Origin of the sequence: Natrinema salinisoli (genome assembly GCF_020405205.1) — an archaeon.
Classification (GTDB): Archaea; Halobacteriota; Halobacteria; order Halobacteriales; family Natrialbaceae; genus Natrinema; species Natrinema salinisoli.
In genome coordinates, this window is the sequence record NZ_CP084469.1 from 4,002,161 (window position 1) to 4,017,544 (window position 15,384).

Sequence of the window (15,384 nt, forward strand, 5' to 3'; positions counted from 1 at the left end):
CTTACCACCTCATCGTCGTCGGAACCGTGACGTCGACGTCACGGAAGTTGCGGTACAACACCAGGATGATCCCGAGTCCGACGGCCACCTCGGCGGCGGCGAGCGCCATCGTGAACAGCGCGAACAACTGCCCCGTGAGGTTGCCGTGATAGAACGAGAACGCGATCAAATTGATATTCGCCGCGTTCAGCATGAGTTCGACGGACATCAGGAACAACAGTGCGTTGCGACGCGTCAGCACCCCGAAGAGGCCGATACAGAACACTGCCATCGACAGCAGCACGTAGTACTGCACGTCGACGGTCATCGGTCCTCACCTCCCGTCTCGGTCGAACCGCCCTCCGACCGCGTCCCGCCGTCTGCGACTGCCGGTTCGGCGCCCTCGCTGCTGCTCGAGGCCTCGCCGGCGCTCGAGAGCGCGGAAACGGGTTCGCCACCCTCCTCGCGTTTCGCGAGGACGAGCGAGGCGTCGAGCGCGGCGTCGAGCGCGACGGCGACGAGCAGGACGGCGGCGAGGAAGGGTTCCGTGCCGCCGATCGTCTGGAGTTCGTCGAAGCCGAACAGCGCGTAGCCGAGTTCGGCGGTGATCGAGACGTCCGGGAAGCCGCCCTGTGACATCGGCTCGAACGCCGTGTTCAGGGTGATGAGCGCCATCACCGCGAACAGCCCGACGGCGAGCAGTCCCGGCACGAGCGTCTTGCCGAGTCGGAGTTTCGGACCGGTCGTCATGCCTGTACCACCTCTTCCGTGCTGGCGTCGTCGCGCTGGGTCAGCATGACGGCGAACGTGATGAGGACGAGGACCCCGCCCACGTAGACGAGGACCTGCATCATGGCGACGAATTCCGCCGCCAGCATCACGTAGTGCACCGCCACGCTGAGCAGCGCCACGCCCAGCAGGAGCGCCGAATGCCACGGGTCCTGCATGAGCACGACACCCACCGCGCTGGCCAGCGTGACGATGGCGAACAGCGCGAACGCGATCAGCTCGTAGTTCATGTTTGTTGGTAGTGCCCGTTTGCGGGACGGGCGAGCCCGTTACTGGTAGTCGACCTCTCCCTCTCCCTCACCGACCCACGCGCCCCGATCGGGTTCGCGGGACGCGAGCGGGTCGATGTCCTTGTACCACGGGACGGCTTTCAGCTGCTCTTTGTTGTAGACGAAGTCGTGTTTCGTGTCCGCGGTGAACTCGAAGTTCTCCGTGAGCAGGATGGCGTCGACGGGGCAGACCTCCTCGCAGAGCCGGCAGTAGATGCACTGCCCGATGTGGAGGTTGTACTGTTCGCCCTGTCGCTGATCGTTCGTGACGATCTGGATCGTGTCGTTCGGGCAGACGTTCTCGCACTGGCGACACCAGATACACCGCTCCTGACTGAACTTGTGGACGCCGCGAAAGCGCGGCGAGACGTCGGGTGCGGTCTCCGGGTACTCCACCGTGAAGGTAGAGCCGTCCAGTGCGTGCTTCATCGTCGTCGCCATCGATTTGAGTATCCCGATCATGTTATCAGCCCCACGATTATCGCGGTCAGAATGAGATTGGCGAAGGAGAGGACGAGTAGTCCCTTCCAGCCGATCTCGATGAGTTGGTCGATCCGAACCCGGGGAACCGCCGATCGCAGCCACTGCGTCGCGAAGAAGACGCCCCAGATCTTGATGATGAACCAGACGATCCCGAGCGCCGCCGGTCCGGGACCGGCGGGACCGCCGAGGAAGATCGTCGCGATGATCGCACCGCCGAGGAAGATGTGGAGGAACTCCCCGAGGTAGATCAGTACGAAGTAGACCGAGGAGTACTCGGTCTGGTAGCCGGCGACGATCTCGGTCGGTGCCTCCGGCGTGTCGAAGGGGTTGCGGCCGACTTCCGCGAAGTTCGCGACGAGGAACAGGACGAACGCGAAGGGGTTGACCAGCGCGTACCACGAGGGGATCGAAACGCCCGCGATCGTCACCAGCGGCTCCGCCTGAGCCGAAACGATCTCGCCCAGCTGCAGCGTGCCGGCGAAGATCACGACCGACATCCCGGTGATGACCAGCGGGATCTCGTAGGCGATGTTCTGTGCCACCGCGCGGAGCCCGCCGAGCATCGAGTACTTGTTCGCCGACGCGTAGCCGGCCATCACCAGGCCGAGGCTCGCGATGCCCGACACCGCGAAGACGTACGCGAGTCCGACTTCGGGGTCGGCGAGGTGAATCCCGCTTCCCATCGGAATGACGGCGAACCCGAGCAGCGCCGACGACGCGACGACGATCGGCGCGAGGTCGTACGCCGGCCGATCCGCGTTTTCGGGGATGACGAGCTCCTTCGACAGGAGCCGCACGGAGTCGGCGACGATAATGAGGATTCCGGCCGGTCCGAGCCGGTTGACGGCGATCCGGTCCGTGAAGGCGGCGGTTATCTTCCGTTTCGCCCACGGTCCAGCGACGCCGGTCATCGCGAGCATCAGGTTGCCGACGATGAAGGCCGCGAGGAAGGTCGCGAGCAGTTCACCGCCGAGTCCGAGCCCGTCGAGGCCGGTCAGCTCGCCGATCCGCTCGGGAAGCAAGACGGTATCCTGCAGCGGCACTGCCGGTAGTGCCGGCGTCACATCGGTCGCGCCGGTGACGGTCGTGCCGCTCATACTACCTGTCCACCTCCCCGAGGACGATGTCGAGGCTGCCCAGCGACGCGATCAGGTCCGGCACGTACTCCCCTTCGGCCATCTCGGGCAGCGCCGAGAGGTTGTGGAAACACGGACTCCGGATCTTGAACCGGCCCGGTTTGTCCGTCCCGTCCGAACGCATGTAGATGCCGAGTTCGCCCTTCGCGGCCTCGACGCTGCGGTAAATCTCCGTGTCCGCGTCCGGCTTGAGCGTCCGGGGGACGTTGCTCTGAACCGTCCGCTCGTCTTCGGGCCAGTCCTCGAGCAGATCGACGCACTGCTCGATGATCTTCGCGGACTCCTCGACCTCCTGCATGCGAACGAGGACGCGGCTGTAGTTGTCGCAGCCGTCCTCGGTGACGACGTCCCACTCGAGGTTGTCGTAGTAGCCGTAGGGGTCGTCCCGGCGGAGGTCGTAGTCGATGCCGGAGCCGCGGGCGACGGGGCCGGTACAGCCGTACTGTTTGGCGACCTCGGGCTCGAGGATCCCGGTGTCGTGACACCGAACCTGGAAGATCTCGTTGCCCGTCAGCAGGTCGTTGTACTCGTCGACCTTCGCGGGGAGCCCGTCGAGGAAGTCCCGCGTCTTTTCGAAGAACTCCTCGCGGGGTTCGGGCAGGTCCCAGGCGACCCCGCCGAGCCGGAAGTAGTTGAACATGAGCCGCTGGCCGGTGAGGTCCTCCAGGATGTCCTGGACGACCTCGCGGTCGCGCATGCCGTACTGGAAGATGGCGGTGAAGTCGCCGTAGACGTCCAGCGCGAACGTGGCGAGCGCGAGCATGTGCGCGGCGATCCGACAGAGTTCGGCCCCCATCGTCCGGATGACCTGCGCGTACTCGGGGACCTCGATGTCCGCGAGGTCCTCGGCCGTGCGCGCGTACGCCCACTCGTTGAGCAGGCCGGCGGAGACGTAGTCCCAGCGGTCGGGGTAGGGCATGATCTGGTGGCGGTAGGTCCCCTGCTGACACATCTGCTCCTCGCAGCGGTGCAGATAGCCGATATCGGGATCGACGTCGACGACCGTTTCGCCGTCGAGTACCGTCTCGATGTGGAGCACGCCGTGGGTCGCCGGGTGGTGGGGACCGATGTTGAGGAACATCGTGTCCGACTCGTCGTCGTGGTGGTCCGGCTGGACCGGGTTGGCGTGTTCGGTCAGGGTCACGAGCTGGGGTTTCTCCTGATCGTAGCCCCGCGAGAGCGGGTGACCCTGCCAGGTTTCTGGCAGGAGGATCCGTCGCGGATCGGGGTGCCCCTCGTAGTCGATGCCGACGAGGTCGAACGCCTCCCGCTCGTGCCAGTCGGCGGTTCGGAAGACCGGCTCGGCAGTCTGGCTGACCGGCTCGTCGGTGGTCGTCGGAACGACGACCGACACCTCCTGTGTCGGATCCGCGTACTTTCGGAGGTGATAGATCGACTCGTAGCGGTCCGCGTACTCCTGTGCGGTGAGATTGGCGAGGTGATCGAACCCCGCCTCGTCGCGAAGATCCGTGAGGACGTCCTGCACGTCGTCCGGCCGGATGACGAATCCGGGCGCGTTCAGGTGGTCGTCGCGTGCGAGCGCGCGATCGCCGATCAGCGCCGCGAGCTCGTCTTCCGTGACCTCGATCGACGGCTGGCCTCGCTCGAGTCCCGTGCTCATGGCGAATCAGCCCAGTTGTAGCGCATGACGAGGTCCTCCTCGTCGATGTCGTCCGCGAGCTTCTGGACGAGCTCGTCCTTGGGCAGGTCGCCGAACTCCTCGAGCTCGTACGGCTTGACCACGACGGGCGTCGATTCGCCGTTGCGGATCCGCTCCTGGAGTTTGGCGATGCCGTAGACGAGCGCTTCCGGTCGCGGCGGGCAGCCGGGGACGTGGATGTCGATGGGGATGATCTCCTCGGCACCCTTGACGACGTTGTATCCCTCCTGGAAGGGGCCGCCGGAGATCGTACACGAGCCCATGCCGACGACGAACTTGGGTTCGGGCATCTGGTCGTAGACCCGCTTCATGCGGGGGCCGAACTTGGAGACGATCGTCCCGGGGACGATCATCACGTCGGCCTGCCGGGGTGAAGCGCGGGGAACGCCGGCCCCGAAGCGGTCGAGGTCGTGTTTGATCGCGTACGTGTGCATCATCTCGATGCTGCAACACGCGATCCCGAACTGGAGCATGAACATGGAGTTGCCCCGCACCCAGTTCATGAACTTGTCGAACTTCGTGAGGATGAACGGGGTCGACCCGAACGCCTCCCGGAGCTTGGAGTTGAAGCGGTCGTCGGCACCCTCACCGATCCGCGAATCCCGGGTGTCCGTCGACGGTGCGGTGCTGTCGTAGATTTGCTTGCGCGGTTGTTCGCTACTCATTGTCTGTCAGTTTCCAGCTGGCGCGGTGTCTGTGCCCACTGTACTGCGCCCGTGCGCCACGCCCACGCGAGTCCGACGAGCAGGATGGCGACGAACAACAGCATCGGTCCGAGCGCGCGGACCAGCGAGATCTCCGGCGCGGCGAGCGCATCCTGATAGGCGACCGCCCACGGGAACAACAGGACGGTCTCGATATCGAAGACGACGAACAGCAGCGCAACCATGTAGTACTGGATATTGAACCGGATGCGCGTTCCGCCGGTCGGAATCTCGCCACTCTCGTAGGTGGCTCGTTTGCTCGTTTCGGGCACGGTGGGCCGCAGGAGGTACGATACCGTCATCATCCCGAACGGTATCAGCACTCCGACGAGCGCCAGCGCCCCGATGGCGATCCAATCATTCATCTCGGTAACGTTCGAGGCTTCAGACCGCACGCACATAAGGGTTGATTCTTCGTTATTCGGGGAAACACGGGCCGAGACGCGGTTCTGCGGGAGGCATCCTTCGTGAATAATCACGTGAAACTATAGCTGCTCGTGGAGAACGTAACCGGATCGATAATAGAGTATCATTCGCTGCCGAAATCAGGGGCTACGCACGCTCGAGACGGCTTTCCCTGCTACCCCCGCGAATTCGCTCGATCGAACAGTTTCCCGTCGCCGATGGCCACGTTCACCGGCGTCCGCCTAGCGATCGCGGTTCCGGAACGCCGGCGTCCCGCTATCGTGAAGCTCTCGAGAGACAGCACCGACGCCCTCGCGTAAGTCCTCGTGGTAGGCGACCAGTCGATCGCGGACCTCGTCGTGCTGGCGAGCGAGAATCTGCGCGGCCGACAGTGCCGCGTTGAACGATTTCCCGGCGTCGACCGCGACCAGCGGCGCGCCGGTCGGCATGCCGATGACGCTGTCGACCGATTTCTCCTGGACCGGGACGCCGATGACCGGCAACGGATACGCGATCGACGCGGTCATGTTCGGGAGGTCCGCGGACTTGCCGCCCGCACCGGCGATGATCACCTCGAGGCCCCGTTCCTCCGCGGTTTCGGCGTACACAGTCATCAAGTCCGGCGTTCGATGGGCCGAGGTCACGTAGGTCTCGAAGGTAAACTGCTCCGCCGGCGAGTTCTCGTAATCGGTCTGCTCGGCGAAGCCGAGTTCGTCGACGAAGGCGTCGTAGGCTCCGCGGCGCTTGCCGCCGGTCATCATCGTCTCGAGGTCGGAGTCGCTCCCCATGACGATCCCGACGTCGGGCGTTTCCTCGGCGGGACGATCCTGGCTCGCTTCGTCCTGTAGGCGGTCGATCAGGTCGCTAACGCTGTCGCTCATGCGTGAAGGTGGTCGGGCGATCGACTTGAAACGATAGCAAACGAGACGGACGACGGGTGACCGCGCAGCCGACGCTACGTTGGGAACGTCACGGCGTTTACGTTCGGAAGGTTACGGCGTCCTCGAGTTCGCGCGCACGCTCGAGCAAATCCTCGACCGATTCGTTCTCCTCGACCGCCGAGAGCGTCACGTGGCCCATTTTCCGCAGCGGCCGGGCCTGGCGCTTGCCGTACCAGTGGAGGGTCGCGCCGGGCGTCTCGAGGATCTCGTCGATGTCCTCCAACTGTGCGGACTGCTCTTCGTCGACGTCGCCGAGCAGGTTCGTCATCGCGGTCGGCGAGCGCAGTTCGGTCGAGCCCAGCGGCCAGCCGAGGACGGCGCGGGCGTGCTGTTCGAACTGCGAGGTTTGCGCCCCTTCGATCGTCCAGTGGCCGGAGTTGTGCGGCCGCGGCGCGATCTCGTTGAGCAGTATCTTTCCGTCTGGCGTTTCAAAGAGCTCGATCCCGTACACGCCGCGTCCGTCCATCACCTCGAGGACGTCACGCGCCACCGCGTGAGCCCGCTCGGTGACGGCCTCGCTCGAGCGCGGGGGAACGACCGTCTCCCGGAGGATCTCCTCTTCGTGAATGTTCTCCCCGATCGGGAAGGTCGCGACTTCGTCGGCTCCCTTGACGGCGATGACCGACACCTCGCGCTCGAAGTCGACGAACGACTCGACCATCGCGGGGCCGGCGACCGACTCGAGAGCCTCCTCCGCGTCGGCTTTCGACTCGACGGGGACGTTGCCCCGGCCGTCGTAACCGCCGGTCCGGGCTTTGAGCATCACCGGGGCGCCGTAGTCGTCGATCGCCTCGCGGACGTCGTCGGCGTCCTCGACTTCGCGAAACGGCGGCACCGGAACGCCGGCGTCCTCGAGCTCTCGCTTCTGGACGAGTTTGTCGTGAATCGTCTCCAGCGTCGACGGCTTCGGGTGGACGGGCGTTCCGGTGTCCTCGCTCACGCGCTCCATTACGTCCTGATCCGCGAGTTCGATTTCGAACGTGAGGACGTCGGCGCGCGCGGCGAGTTCGCGGATCCCCGCTTCGTCGTCGAACCCGGCGACGATCTGATCGCGGGCGACGAGCGCCGCGGGACAGTCCGGCGTCGGATCGAGCACGACCACCTCGACGCCCAGCGGCGCGGCCGCCTCGGCGAGCATCCGTCCGAGCTGTCCCCCTCCGACTACGCCGATCGTCGGTCCCGGCGTCCGTAGCGTCGTCATTACGCGGCGGTTCTCGTCGCCCGCGGTTAAGAATTCCCAAACGGCCTGCGCTCGAGGCGAACGCGCTGTCTCGTCTCGATCGATCGGTTCTCTGTCTCTGGATCGAACCGCCGAACCTAGGCGACGTGCGTTCTCGTATAAATTCGTTGTGCAGAGAAATCGCGCCGGAAACTGGGCGCTATTATATACATAGATGGCAACGTACAGACACGAACATGAGATCGAGCATATCGCGGCGTCGGGTGCTCGCCGGTAGCGGTGTGTGTCTGCTCGCGTCGCTCGCCGGCTGCCTCGCGACCGGCCGAGGGGAAACGGAGACCGTTACGGAAACGTACGGCCCCGACGACGTCGACGCGGTTTCGCTCACGACCGAACACGGGTCGGTCGCCGTCGCGGGAACGGGAAGTGACGCGATCGAGATTCACGGCCACAAGGCCGCGCCGACCGAGGACTCCCTGGAATCGATGACGATGGCGACCGGTCTCGACGATGGCCGCCTCGCCGTCGACGCACGACGGGGCGAGGAGCCGCCGTTCCTGTTCGGTCCCGATCCGAAACTGGACCTCGAGGCGACGGTCCCCGACGGAACGCGAGTCGCACGTGCAGCGACGGTGAACGGGGACATCGACGTCCGCGACGTGACCGGCGAGTTGGAAGCGAACACGACCAACGGGGATATCGACGTTCAGGGCGTCGACGGTGGGTTGGTCACCGAGACCACCAACGGATCGGTTCGGGTGGCCGGCGTCAGCGGTGACGTTCGCGCGTCGACGACCGACGGCGGGATCGATATCACGCTCGAGAGCGGCGGGGGCGGTGATCTGGTTGCCGAAAGCACGAACGGCGAGATCACCGTTCGCGCACCCCCCTCGCTCGATGCGACCGTCAGCGTCTCGACGACGAACGGAGCGACCGCCGTCGAGGGGTTCGACGGCGAAACCGCCTCGAGCGACGGCTCGTTCGAGATGACGCTCGGCGACGGGACGCGCAGTATTCGCGTCGAGACGACTAACGGCGGCGTAACCGTTCGGAACGAAGACGGCGCGTGAGACGGCTAACCGGCCGGGTGAGGCGTGGTCTCTCGAGACGGCGAATCCTCGATCGATCCGCGGCGTCGGGCTCCGCGGGTTCCCGTCGGCTCACCCGAGAACGGTACCTCTTTTACCTGCCCTCTCCACCCCACGCCTATGACCACGCTCGGACTGGTGGTCGCGGAATTCAACCGACCGATCACCGAGCAGATGGAGCAGGAGGCACTCGAGGCGGCCACTGCCGCGGGTGCCGAGGTGTACGAGACGGTCCACGTCCCGGGAGTGTACGATGCCCCGCTGGCCGCGGATCGACTCGCGCGCCTCGATGCCGTCGACGCCGTCGCAGTCATCGGAACCGTCATCACCGGTGACACGGACCACGATCAGGTGATCACCGACGCCACCGCCCAGCGGCTCTCCGACGTGAGTCTCGAACGCGACACGCCCGTGACCCTCGGCGTGACCGGGCCCGGCATGTCGGCCGCCGAATCGCGCGAACGCGTCGAAAACGCGGCGAAAGCCGTCGACGGGGCGCTCAGTCTCGTCGACGAACTACCCAACCCCAGTTCAGCGACCGATTCCCAACAATGACGATGGAATTCACCGACCGCGTATCCCGAGTCGAACCGTCCGCAACGCTCGCTATCTCCGCGCTCGCCACCGAACTCGAGGCCGAGGGCGCAGACGTCGTCGACCTGAGCGTCGGCGAGCCCGACTTCCCCACGCCCGAGAACATCGTCAAGGCGGGCAAGGACGCGATGGACGCCGGCCACACCGGCTACACGACCTCCGCCGGCATCCTCGAGCTGCGGGAGGCGATCGCCGACAAACTGGCCGACGACGGCCTCGATCACAACGCCGACGAGATCATCGTCACGCCCGGCGCGAAGCAGGCACTCTACGAGATCGTCCAGGCACTGGTCGGCGAGGGCGACGAAGTCGTCCTGCTCGACCCCGCGTGGGTCTCCTACGAGGCCATGGTGAAGATGGCTGGCGGCGACCTCACTCGCGTCGACCTCTCCGATTCGGAGTTCCAGCTCGAGCCGGCACTCGACGACCTCGGGGCCGCCGTCTCCGACGAGACCGAGCTGCTGATCGTCAACTCGCCGTCGAACCCCACCGGTGCCGTCTACTCGGATGCGGCACTCGAGGGCGTCCGCGATCTCGCCGTCGAACACGACATCACCGTCATCAGCGACGAGATCTACAAGGAGATTACCTACGGCGTCGAACCGACGAGTCTGGGCACGCTCGAGGGCATGGCCGACCGGACCGTCACGGTCAACGGCTTCTCGAAGGCCTACTCGATGACCGGCTGGCGGCTCGGCTACTTCGCCGGCCCCGAGGAGCTGATCGACCAGGCGGGTAAGCTCCACAGCCACTCCGTTTCCTCCGCGGTGAACTTCGTCCAGCACGCCGGGCTCGAGGCGCTCGAGACCGAGGACGCCGTCACCGAGATGGTGGAGGCCTTCGAAGAGCGCCGTGACCTCGTCGTGGACCTGCTCGACGACCACGGCGTGGACGTCGCCGTGCCGGAGGGCGCGTTCTACATGATGCTCCCGGTAGCTGAGGACGATCAGGCGTGGTGTGAGGGCGCGATCGAAGACGCCCACGTCGCGACGGTGCCCGGCAGCGCGTTCGGAACGCCCGGCTACGCGCGGATCTCGTACGCGGCGAGCGAGGAGCGGCTCGAGGAGGGCATCGAGCGACTGGCCGAGGAAGGCTACCTGTAAGCCGGTTTTCGCGGCTCGCGATCGCTTTTCCGGCCGGCTGCGACTGTTTTCCGTTGATTTACCGTTGCGATCAGCTCCGGGTTCGTTTCGGGCGGCGGTATCCGGACTCGGAATTCGGTTCCGGTACGAGACGCCTCGAGTTTATACGTGATGCCGCGGCCAACGGTCGCATGGACTGTCCGACGTGTGGAAAAGCGCTCCGGACGGAACAGGGAATGCGACAGCATCATACGAAGGTCCACGGAGATCCGCTTCCGAACCGTACGTGTAACAGCTGTGGAGTCGATTTCTACGATCCGAAAGCGCGGCGCGAGTATTGCGACGGCTGCAATCCGAACGCCGGCGAGCACAACGGTAACTGGAAGGGCGGAACGGAGACGACCACGTGCGACCGCTGTGAGTCGTCGTTCGAATTCTATCCGTCGGATAAACAGGGTGTGTACTGTTCAGAGTGCGTCGAGAACGCCGACGAATTCCTCGGAGTACCCTATTACGAATACCACGAGATAGACCGAGTACAGAAAGTTTGCGAGTGGTGTGGGCGAATTTCGACTGTTCTCAGATCTAAAGCACAACGCGAACCGGTTCGATTTTGCAGTCGAAACTGTCTCAGTCGTTGGTTATCTGACCAGTGGGAAGACACTGAAAACGCGTACAACGGTCGTTGGAGAGAGGTGAGACGGGAAGCACTCGAGCGAGACGACCATACGTGCCAACACTGTGGTAGTACCCGTGAAGAAATCGGGCACGAACCGGATGTCCACCATATTATCCCGGTACGGAAATTCAGTGATCCACAGCTCGCACACACCCTAGATAACGTTATCTGTCTCTGCCGAAGTTGTCATCGATACGCCGAAATTGAGTCGATAGACGAACTCTCTTCCTCTCGACGCAAACAATAACTCATAAGCCGCTCTGTCGATTACCCGGAGTTGAAGGCGAAGTCCCGTGGTGTAGTGGCCAATCATATGGGCCTTTGGAGCCCATGACGGCAGTTCGAATCTGCCCGGGACTATGACAAAATTTTCATCTTTCTGAGGAGACTGTCGCACGAATGAGTACTCTCCACGATCGAAAGCACATCAGAACCATAGCAACCCCGACCGAATACGGCCCTCAAACGACTCGAGCATACGGTCAATCACTGATTCAGCCACTGTGTCTGGCGAGTGTACCGATGCATACTCTCTTAGCGATCAGTTCTTGCAAACCGAGCCCATATTCGCTCTATTATTGTAAAACCATAGCCCGAGTAGAATGAAGGATTACTTCTGTTCCGTTACCGCGGCTCAGCAACTAAATGAGGGGGGATTATAGGCCAAAGATTTTATATATAATAGTTTCCGAACAGTATAGCGATGGTATTCAGAGAGGGGAGGGCGGTAGCAGTCGAAGGGGAGTCAGCGCTATCGAATCGGAGTGAATCGGAACGGGGGTGTCGCTAATGCGGGACCTTTCGCGGCGGCTGTTGCTTCGGGCTAGTGCGACGCTGGGTATCGCGGGGTCAGTCCCGAGCGGTGCACTGGCGGCGGAGGACGAGCACGACGGTGATCACTCGGAAGAGGACGGAGAGCACTCGTCCGACGCGGGTGTCTCACCGCATCTCGAGAAATACAAACAGGAACTGCCGATCCCGGAGGAACGAACGCCGGACGGCACGCGAAACGGTGCCGACTACCACGAGATTCAGGTGAAAGAGACCACGCACAGCTTCCACCCGGACCTCGACGACACGACGATCTGGGGATTCGACGGGCAGTTCCCGGGCCCGCTGCTGGCGGGCGACCGGAACGAGGAACTGGCGATCGAATTCGACAACAGTCAGCTGCCGGACGACCACCTGTTCGAGATCGACGACCGCATCGAGGGAACGACGTCGGAGAACTACGTCGATTACGACGGTCCGGTCCCGGACGTGCGGACGGTAACTCACTTCCATGGGCTCAACACTGCCACGGAGAGCGACGGGCAGGCCGATATGTGGACGTCCCCGGACGGGGTAACCGGACCCCGGTTCCAGCGAGCTGTCCAAGAAATGCCGAACCGACAGTCGAGTACGACGACTGTCTACCACGATCACGCCCGCGGGATCAGCCGGCTCAACAACTACGCCGGCCTGGTCGGTCCCTACGTAATCCACAGTCAAACGGAGGAGCAACTCGACCTGCCGGAGGACGAGTACGACATTCCGCTGGTGCTGGCGGATCGCTCGTTCGAGGACGACGGGTCGCTGCATTACCCCGACGAGTTCGTCGCGAACTTCGCCGGCGATACAGCTACCGTCAACGGCAAAGTGTGGCCCTATCTCGAGGTCGAGCCGCGCAAGTACCGATTCCGGATCGCGAACGTCTCCAACGGCCGAACGTACGATCTCAGTCTCGAGAACGAGGACGACGACCACGAACACGAGTCCGGCGACGTTCCGACCATGTACCAGGTCGCGCCCGACCACGGGTTCCTGGAAGACGTCGTCTCGATCGGGCACGGCGGCGACATGGAATCGCTGATAGTGGCACCGTTCGAGCGCGCCGAGATCGTCGTCGACTTCTCCGACCACGCCGGTAAGACGTTCACCGTCGGGAACGATGCCGAGTTCCCCTACGAGGGCGGCATGGATCACGACGACGGTGGGATGGATCACGGCGGTGACGACATGGATGGCATGGACATGGGTGACGACGACATGGACATGGGCGACGGTGGGATGGACCACGGGGACATGGAATATCCCGAGATCGACGAGATCATGCAGATCCGCGTGGCCGAGGAGACCACCGAACCTGACACCAGCACCCACCCGGCCGATCTGCGACTCCCGAATCGCACCGGACCGAACCCGGCCGCTGCTAAAACGACCCGGGAGGTGACGATGGGCATGGGGATGGACGAGCACGACCTTATGATCCACAAGCTAAACGACCGGACCTGGGGCGACGAGATACAGTACAAACCCCAGCGTGGGACGACCGAGATCTGGGAACTCGTCAACGACGACGCTCACACCCACCCCATCCACATCCACCTGGTCGAGTTCGAGGTTCTCGAACGCGAGCGCCACGACAGCCACGAGGGTCCACAGCCCCCGCTTCCGAACGAACGGGGCGGCAAGGACACCGTTCGGGTCAATCCCGGCGAGACGGTCAGGGTCGCCGCGCAGTTCGGCGACTTCGCCGGCAAGTACCCCTTCCACTGCCACATCCTCGAGCACGAAGAACACGCCATGATGCGCATGTTCGAGGTCGTCGAAGGAAATGCGGACGACAATCCGGGGGGAAGCGGCGATTCGAACGCCGATCAGGACGGCGGCAGATAATACCCGGTACTACCGATTCGAGTCACCGACACCAAGGTCGCGTGAAGACGGCAACGGTGGATCCACCGCTGTCGACCACGTCGGTTCGGTTGAATCCGGGACTCCTGTGTTCCGGTTCGGTCTCACAGAGGGAGTATTCCTGATACGCGGTCCCGATGAATCGACCGAAACTGCTCGTTCACAGCGTATTTGGGTTTTTATTTCGACACATTCTATACTGGAGTAATAACGTATTACCCGGTCTAGATGGGGGTTGATAGTGACCCATTGAACCTCCCAAAACCGGGTTTTGGACGTTCTCACGTCTCGTTGACGGCTCGACAGACGACCGGTCCTTGAGCGAATGTCCGGCCGAGTGAATGGAACGGTCGTCGCTCTTTTTCAGTGTCCCCGTGCGAGCAGCGACCGGGGGAACTATGAGTGAGTCCACGACCGACGATCCGACGACCGGTGAATCGCGCACCCACGATCAGGGTGAACCGGACGGTCAGAAGTGGTTGAGCGGTTTCGTCTCGCTGATCGGGCTCTGGATTGCCGTTTCTCCGGTTTTCTACGAACAAACCGCGTCGGTGCTGTGGAACAACGTGTTGATCGGTACCGCGATCTTCCTACTGGCAGGCTACAATTACTACCGAATCAGCAACGGCCACTCGACGAGTACCGGCGTGATGTCACTGGTCGCCCTGCTGGCGCTGTGGACGGCCGTTTCTCACTTCGCGATGAGCGGCGAAGTCGCGATGAGCGGCCTCGAGGACGTGGGCCAGGGCCTCGCCTGGAGTAACGTCGTATCGGGCCTCATCGCTGCGGCGTTGTCGGCGTATATCGCGTACACCGCCGGCCGCGACGTCCCGCGGGGTACGGCCACGGGAACCTGATCTCCACCGATCGCTGCCCGTTGTCGTTCTCGTTTCAACGGCGGATATCGTTCGGTTTCAACGGGACGTGTCCCATCGAGCGGGTCCAGCCGAGAGACGCTCGCAGTTAGTCGTCGTCCGGCGGGCCAGCATCCTCCGGCGGCCCTCGCTCGTCGTCATCCGGCACCCCACGGTCGCTCTCTTCAGGCTCGTCCTCGTCCGCGTCGTCCGTCAGCCCGACATCCTCGAGTATCCGCTCGAATTCGTCGATACCGGGGTCGTCAGCGTCATCGTCAGATACCGGTTCTTCGGGGTCGTCTGGCGTGTCGTCGCCATCGTCGCTATCGTCGCCATCGTCATCGTCGGAATCAGCCGTTGGTTCGGACGATTCTTCGGGGTCGTCGGAAGACTCGGCTTCCGGTTCGGGCGGCTCTGCGGAATCGTCGTCGATAGACGACCCGCCGTCGGTAGGTGGATCGGGTTCGGACGGCGATTCGCTCTCGTCACCATCGGAGTCCGAGCCATCGGTATCGGTGGCAGTCGTCTCGACCTCGTCACTCCCCTCGGTGGGTTCCGTGGCCGATACGCCGTCGCCCTCCACGGCTGTGGCGGGCGAATCCGTCTCTTCGGCCGTCATATCCGGGGCGAAAACGACCGTGAGGGCGCCGAACGCGAGGGCAACGGCCGCGATGGTGAGCAGCATCGCGAACGCCGACGGGAGGTCGTCTCGAATGCGGGACATGGTACCAGTCGATCGGAGACGATCGATGCGCTTTGTTAATCTCGGCCCACAGTAGGCGCGGGCGGCACCGGGGGCTGCGACGGGACCGGTATGCGGCCCCAATGCTCGAGTCGAGCCGGACGATTTCGATCACGACGCGGG

The 15,384-nt window shown here is 63.7% G+C and carries 17 protein-coding genes and 1 tRNA gene; 7 read left to right on the forward strand and 11 right to left on the reverse strand.

Annotated elements, in window-relative coordinates:
- Position 1: 1 nt before the first annotated feature.
- The 10 genes from nuoK to LDB05_RS19930 form a co-directional block, all read right to left on the reverse strand.
- Entirely contained in the window at positions 2-307 is a 306-nt protein-coding gene (nuoK, locus tag LDB05_RS19885; RefSeq protein ID WP_226005706.1) for an NADH-quinone oxidoreductase subunit NuoK, read from the reverse strand.
- A complete protein-coding gene (locus tag LDB05_RS19890; protein ID WP_226005707.1) occupies positions 304-729 on the reverse strand; it encodes a hypothetical protein in 426 nt (141 codons plus the stop codon). The genes nuoK and LDB05_RS19890 overlap by 4 nt, the downstream gene beginning before the upstream one ends.
- On the reverse strand, positions 726-998 hold the full coding sequence (locus tag LDB05_RS19895; RefSeq protein ID WP_226005708.1) for an NADH-quinone oxidoreductase subunit J: 273 nt from the start codon (positions 996-998) through the stop codon (positions 726-728). Before LDB05_RS19895 ends, LDB05_RS19890 begins: the two co-directional genes overlap by 4 nt.
- Before the next feature lie 39 nt (positions 999-1,037).
- Positions 1,038-1,499 (reverse strand): NuoI/complex I 23 kDa subunit family protein, encoded by a 462-nt coding sequence (locus LDB05_RS19900; RefSeq protein ID WP_006181257.1) that lies wholly within the window; start codon positions 1,497-1,499, stop codon positions 1,038-1,040.
- Positions 1,496-2,617 (reverse strand): complex I subunit 1/NuoH family protein, encoded by a 1,122-nt coding sequence (locus tag LDB05_RS19905; RefSeq protein WP_226005709.1) that lies wholly within the window; start codon positions 2,615-2,617, stop codon positions 1,496-1,498. The genes LDB05_RS19900 and LDB05_RS19905 overlap by 4 nt, the downstream gene beginning before the upstream one ends.
- Position 2,618: 1 nt before the next feature.
- Positions 2,619-4,277 (reverse strand): NADH-quinone oxidoreductase subunit D, encoded by a 1,659-nt coding sequence (locus LDB05_RS19910; RefSeq protein WP_226005710.1) that lies wholly within the window; start codon positions 4,275-4,277, stop codon positions 2,619-2,621.
- The gene (locus LDB05_RS19915; protein ID WP_226005711.1) at positions 4,274-4,981 is read right to left on the reverse strand and encodes an NADH-quinone oxidoreductase subunit B; all 708 of its coding nucleotides are present in this window, start codon (positions 4,979-4,981) and stop codon (positions 4,274-4,276) included. Before LDB05_RS19915 ends, LDB05_RS19910 begins: the two co-directional genes overlap by 4 nt.
- Positions 4,978-5,385, reverse strand: a complete 408-nt coding sequence (locus tag LDB05_RS19920; protein WP_226005712.1) for an NADH-quinone oxidoreductase subunit A — start codon at positions 5,383-5,385, stop codon at positions 4,978-4,980. The genes LDB05_RS19915 and LDB05_RS19920 overlap by 4 nt, the downstream gene beginning before the upstream one ends.
- A gap of 282 nt (positions 5,386-5,667) precedes the next feature.
- On the reverse strand, positions 5,668-6,306 hold the full coding sequence (locus tag LDB05_RS19925; protein WP_226005713.1) for an AIR carboxylase family protein: 639 nt from the start codon (positions 6,304-6,306) through the stop codon (positions 5,668-5,670).
- Positions 6,307-6,403: 97 nt separating this feature from the next.
- Positions 6,404-7,651 carry a 5-(carboxyamino)imidazole ribonucleotide synthase gene (locus tag LDB05_RS19930; RefSeq protein WP_343232920.1) on the reverse strand — a complete coding sequence of 416 codons (1,248 nt, stop codon included), beginning with the start codon at positions 7,649-7,651 and terminating at the stop codon, positions 6,404-6,406.
- A 131-nt stretch (positions 7,652-7,782) separates the two neighbouring features.
- Between LDB05_RS19930 and LDB05_RS19935 the strand changes: the two genes are divergently transcribed.
- The 7 genes from LDB05_RS19935 to LDB05_RS19965 all read left to right on the forward strand — a co-directional run bounded on the left by LDB05_RS19935 (position 7,783) and on the right by LDB05_RS19965 (position 14,522).
- Positions 7,783-8,616: a DUF4097 family beta strand repeat-containing protein gene (locus tag LDB05_RS19935; RefSeq protein ID WP_226005715.1), complete on the forward strand. Its 834-nt coding sequence runs from the start codon at positions 7,783-7,785 to the stop codon at positions 8,614-8,616.
- Positions 8,617-8,754: 138 nt separating this feature from the next.
- On the forward strand, positions 8,755-9,189 hold the full coding sequence (ribH, locus tag LDB05_RS19940; protein ID WP_226005716.1) for a 6,7-dimethyl-8-ribityllumazine synthase: 435 nt from the start codon (positions 8,755-8,757) through the stop codon (positions 9,187-9,189).
- Positions 9,186-10,331, forward strand: coding sequence for a pyridoxal phosphate-dependent aminotransferase (locus LDB05_RS19945; RefSeq protein WP_226005717.1), 1,146 nt, complete (start codon positions 9,186-9,188; stop codon positions 10,329-10,331). The genes ribH and LDB05_RS19945 overlap by 4 nt, the downstream gene beginning before the upstream one ends.
- A gap of 170 nt (positions 10,332-10,501) precedes the next feature.
- Positions 10,502-11,236, forward strand: a complete 735-nt coding sequence (locus LDB05_RS19950) for an HNH endonuclease (RefSeq protein ID WP_226005718.1) — start codon at positions 10,502-10,504, stop codon at positions 11,234-11,236.
- Positions 11,237-11,276: 40 nt separating this feature from the next.
- A tRNA-Gln gene (locus tag LDB05_RS19955) sits at positions 11,277-11,349 on the forward strand.
- Between the two features lie 429 nt (positions 11,350-11,778).
- Entirely contained in the window at positions 11,779-13,647 is a 1,869-nt protein-coding gene (locus LDB05_RS19960; protein ID WP_226005719.1) for a multicopper oxidase family protein, read from the forward strand.
- Between the two features lie 416 nt (positions 13,648-14,063).
- Positions 14,064-14,522, forward strand: coding sequence for an SPW repeat protein (locus tag LDB05_RS19965; protein WP_226005720.1), 459 nt, complete (start codon positions 14,064-14,066; stop codon positions 14,520-14,522).
- A 106-nt stretch (positions 14,523-14,628) separates the two neighbouring features.
- On the opposite strand, the gene LDB05_RS19970 is transcribed toward LDB05_RS19965, so the two are convergent.
- On the reverse strand, positions 14,629-15,243 hold the full coding sequence (locus LDB05_RS19970) for a cell surface protein (protein ID WP_226005721.1): 615 nt from the start codon (positions 15,241-15,243) through the stop codon (positions 14,629-14,631).
- Positions 15,244-15,384: the final 141 nt, after the last annotated feature.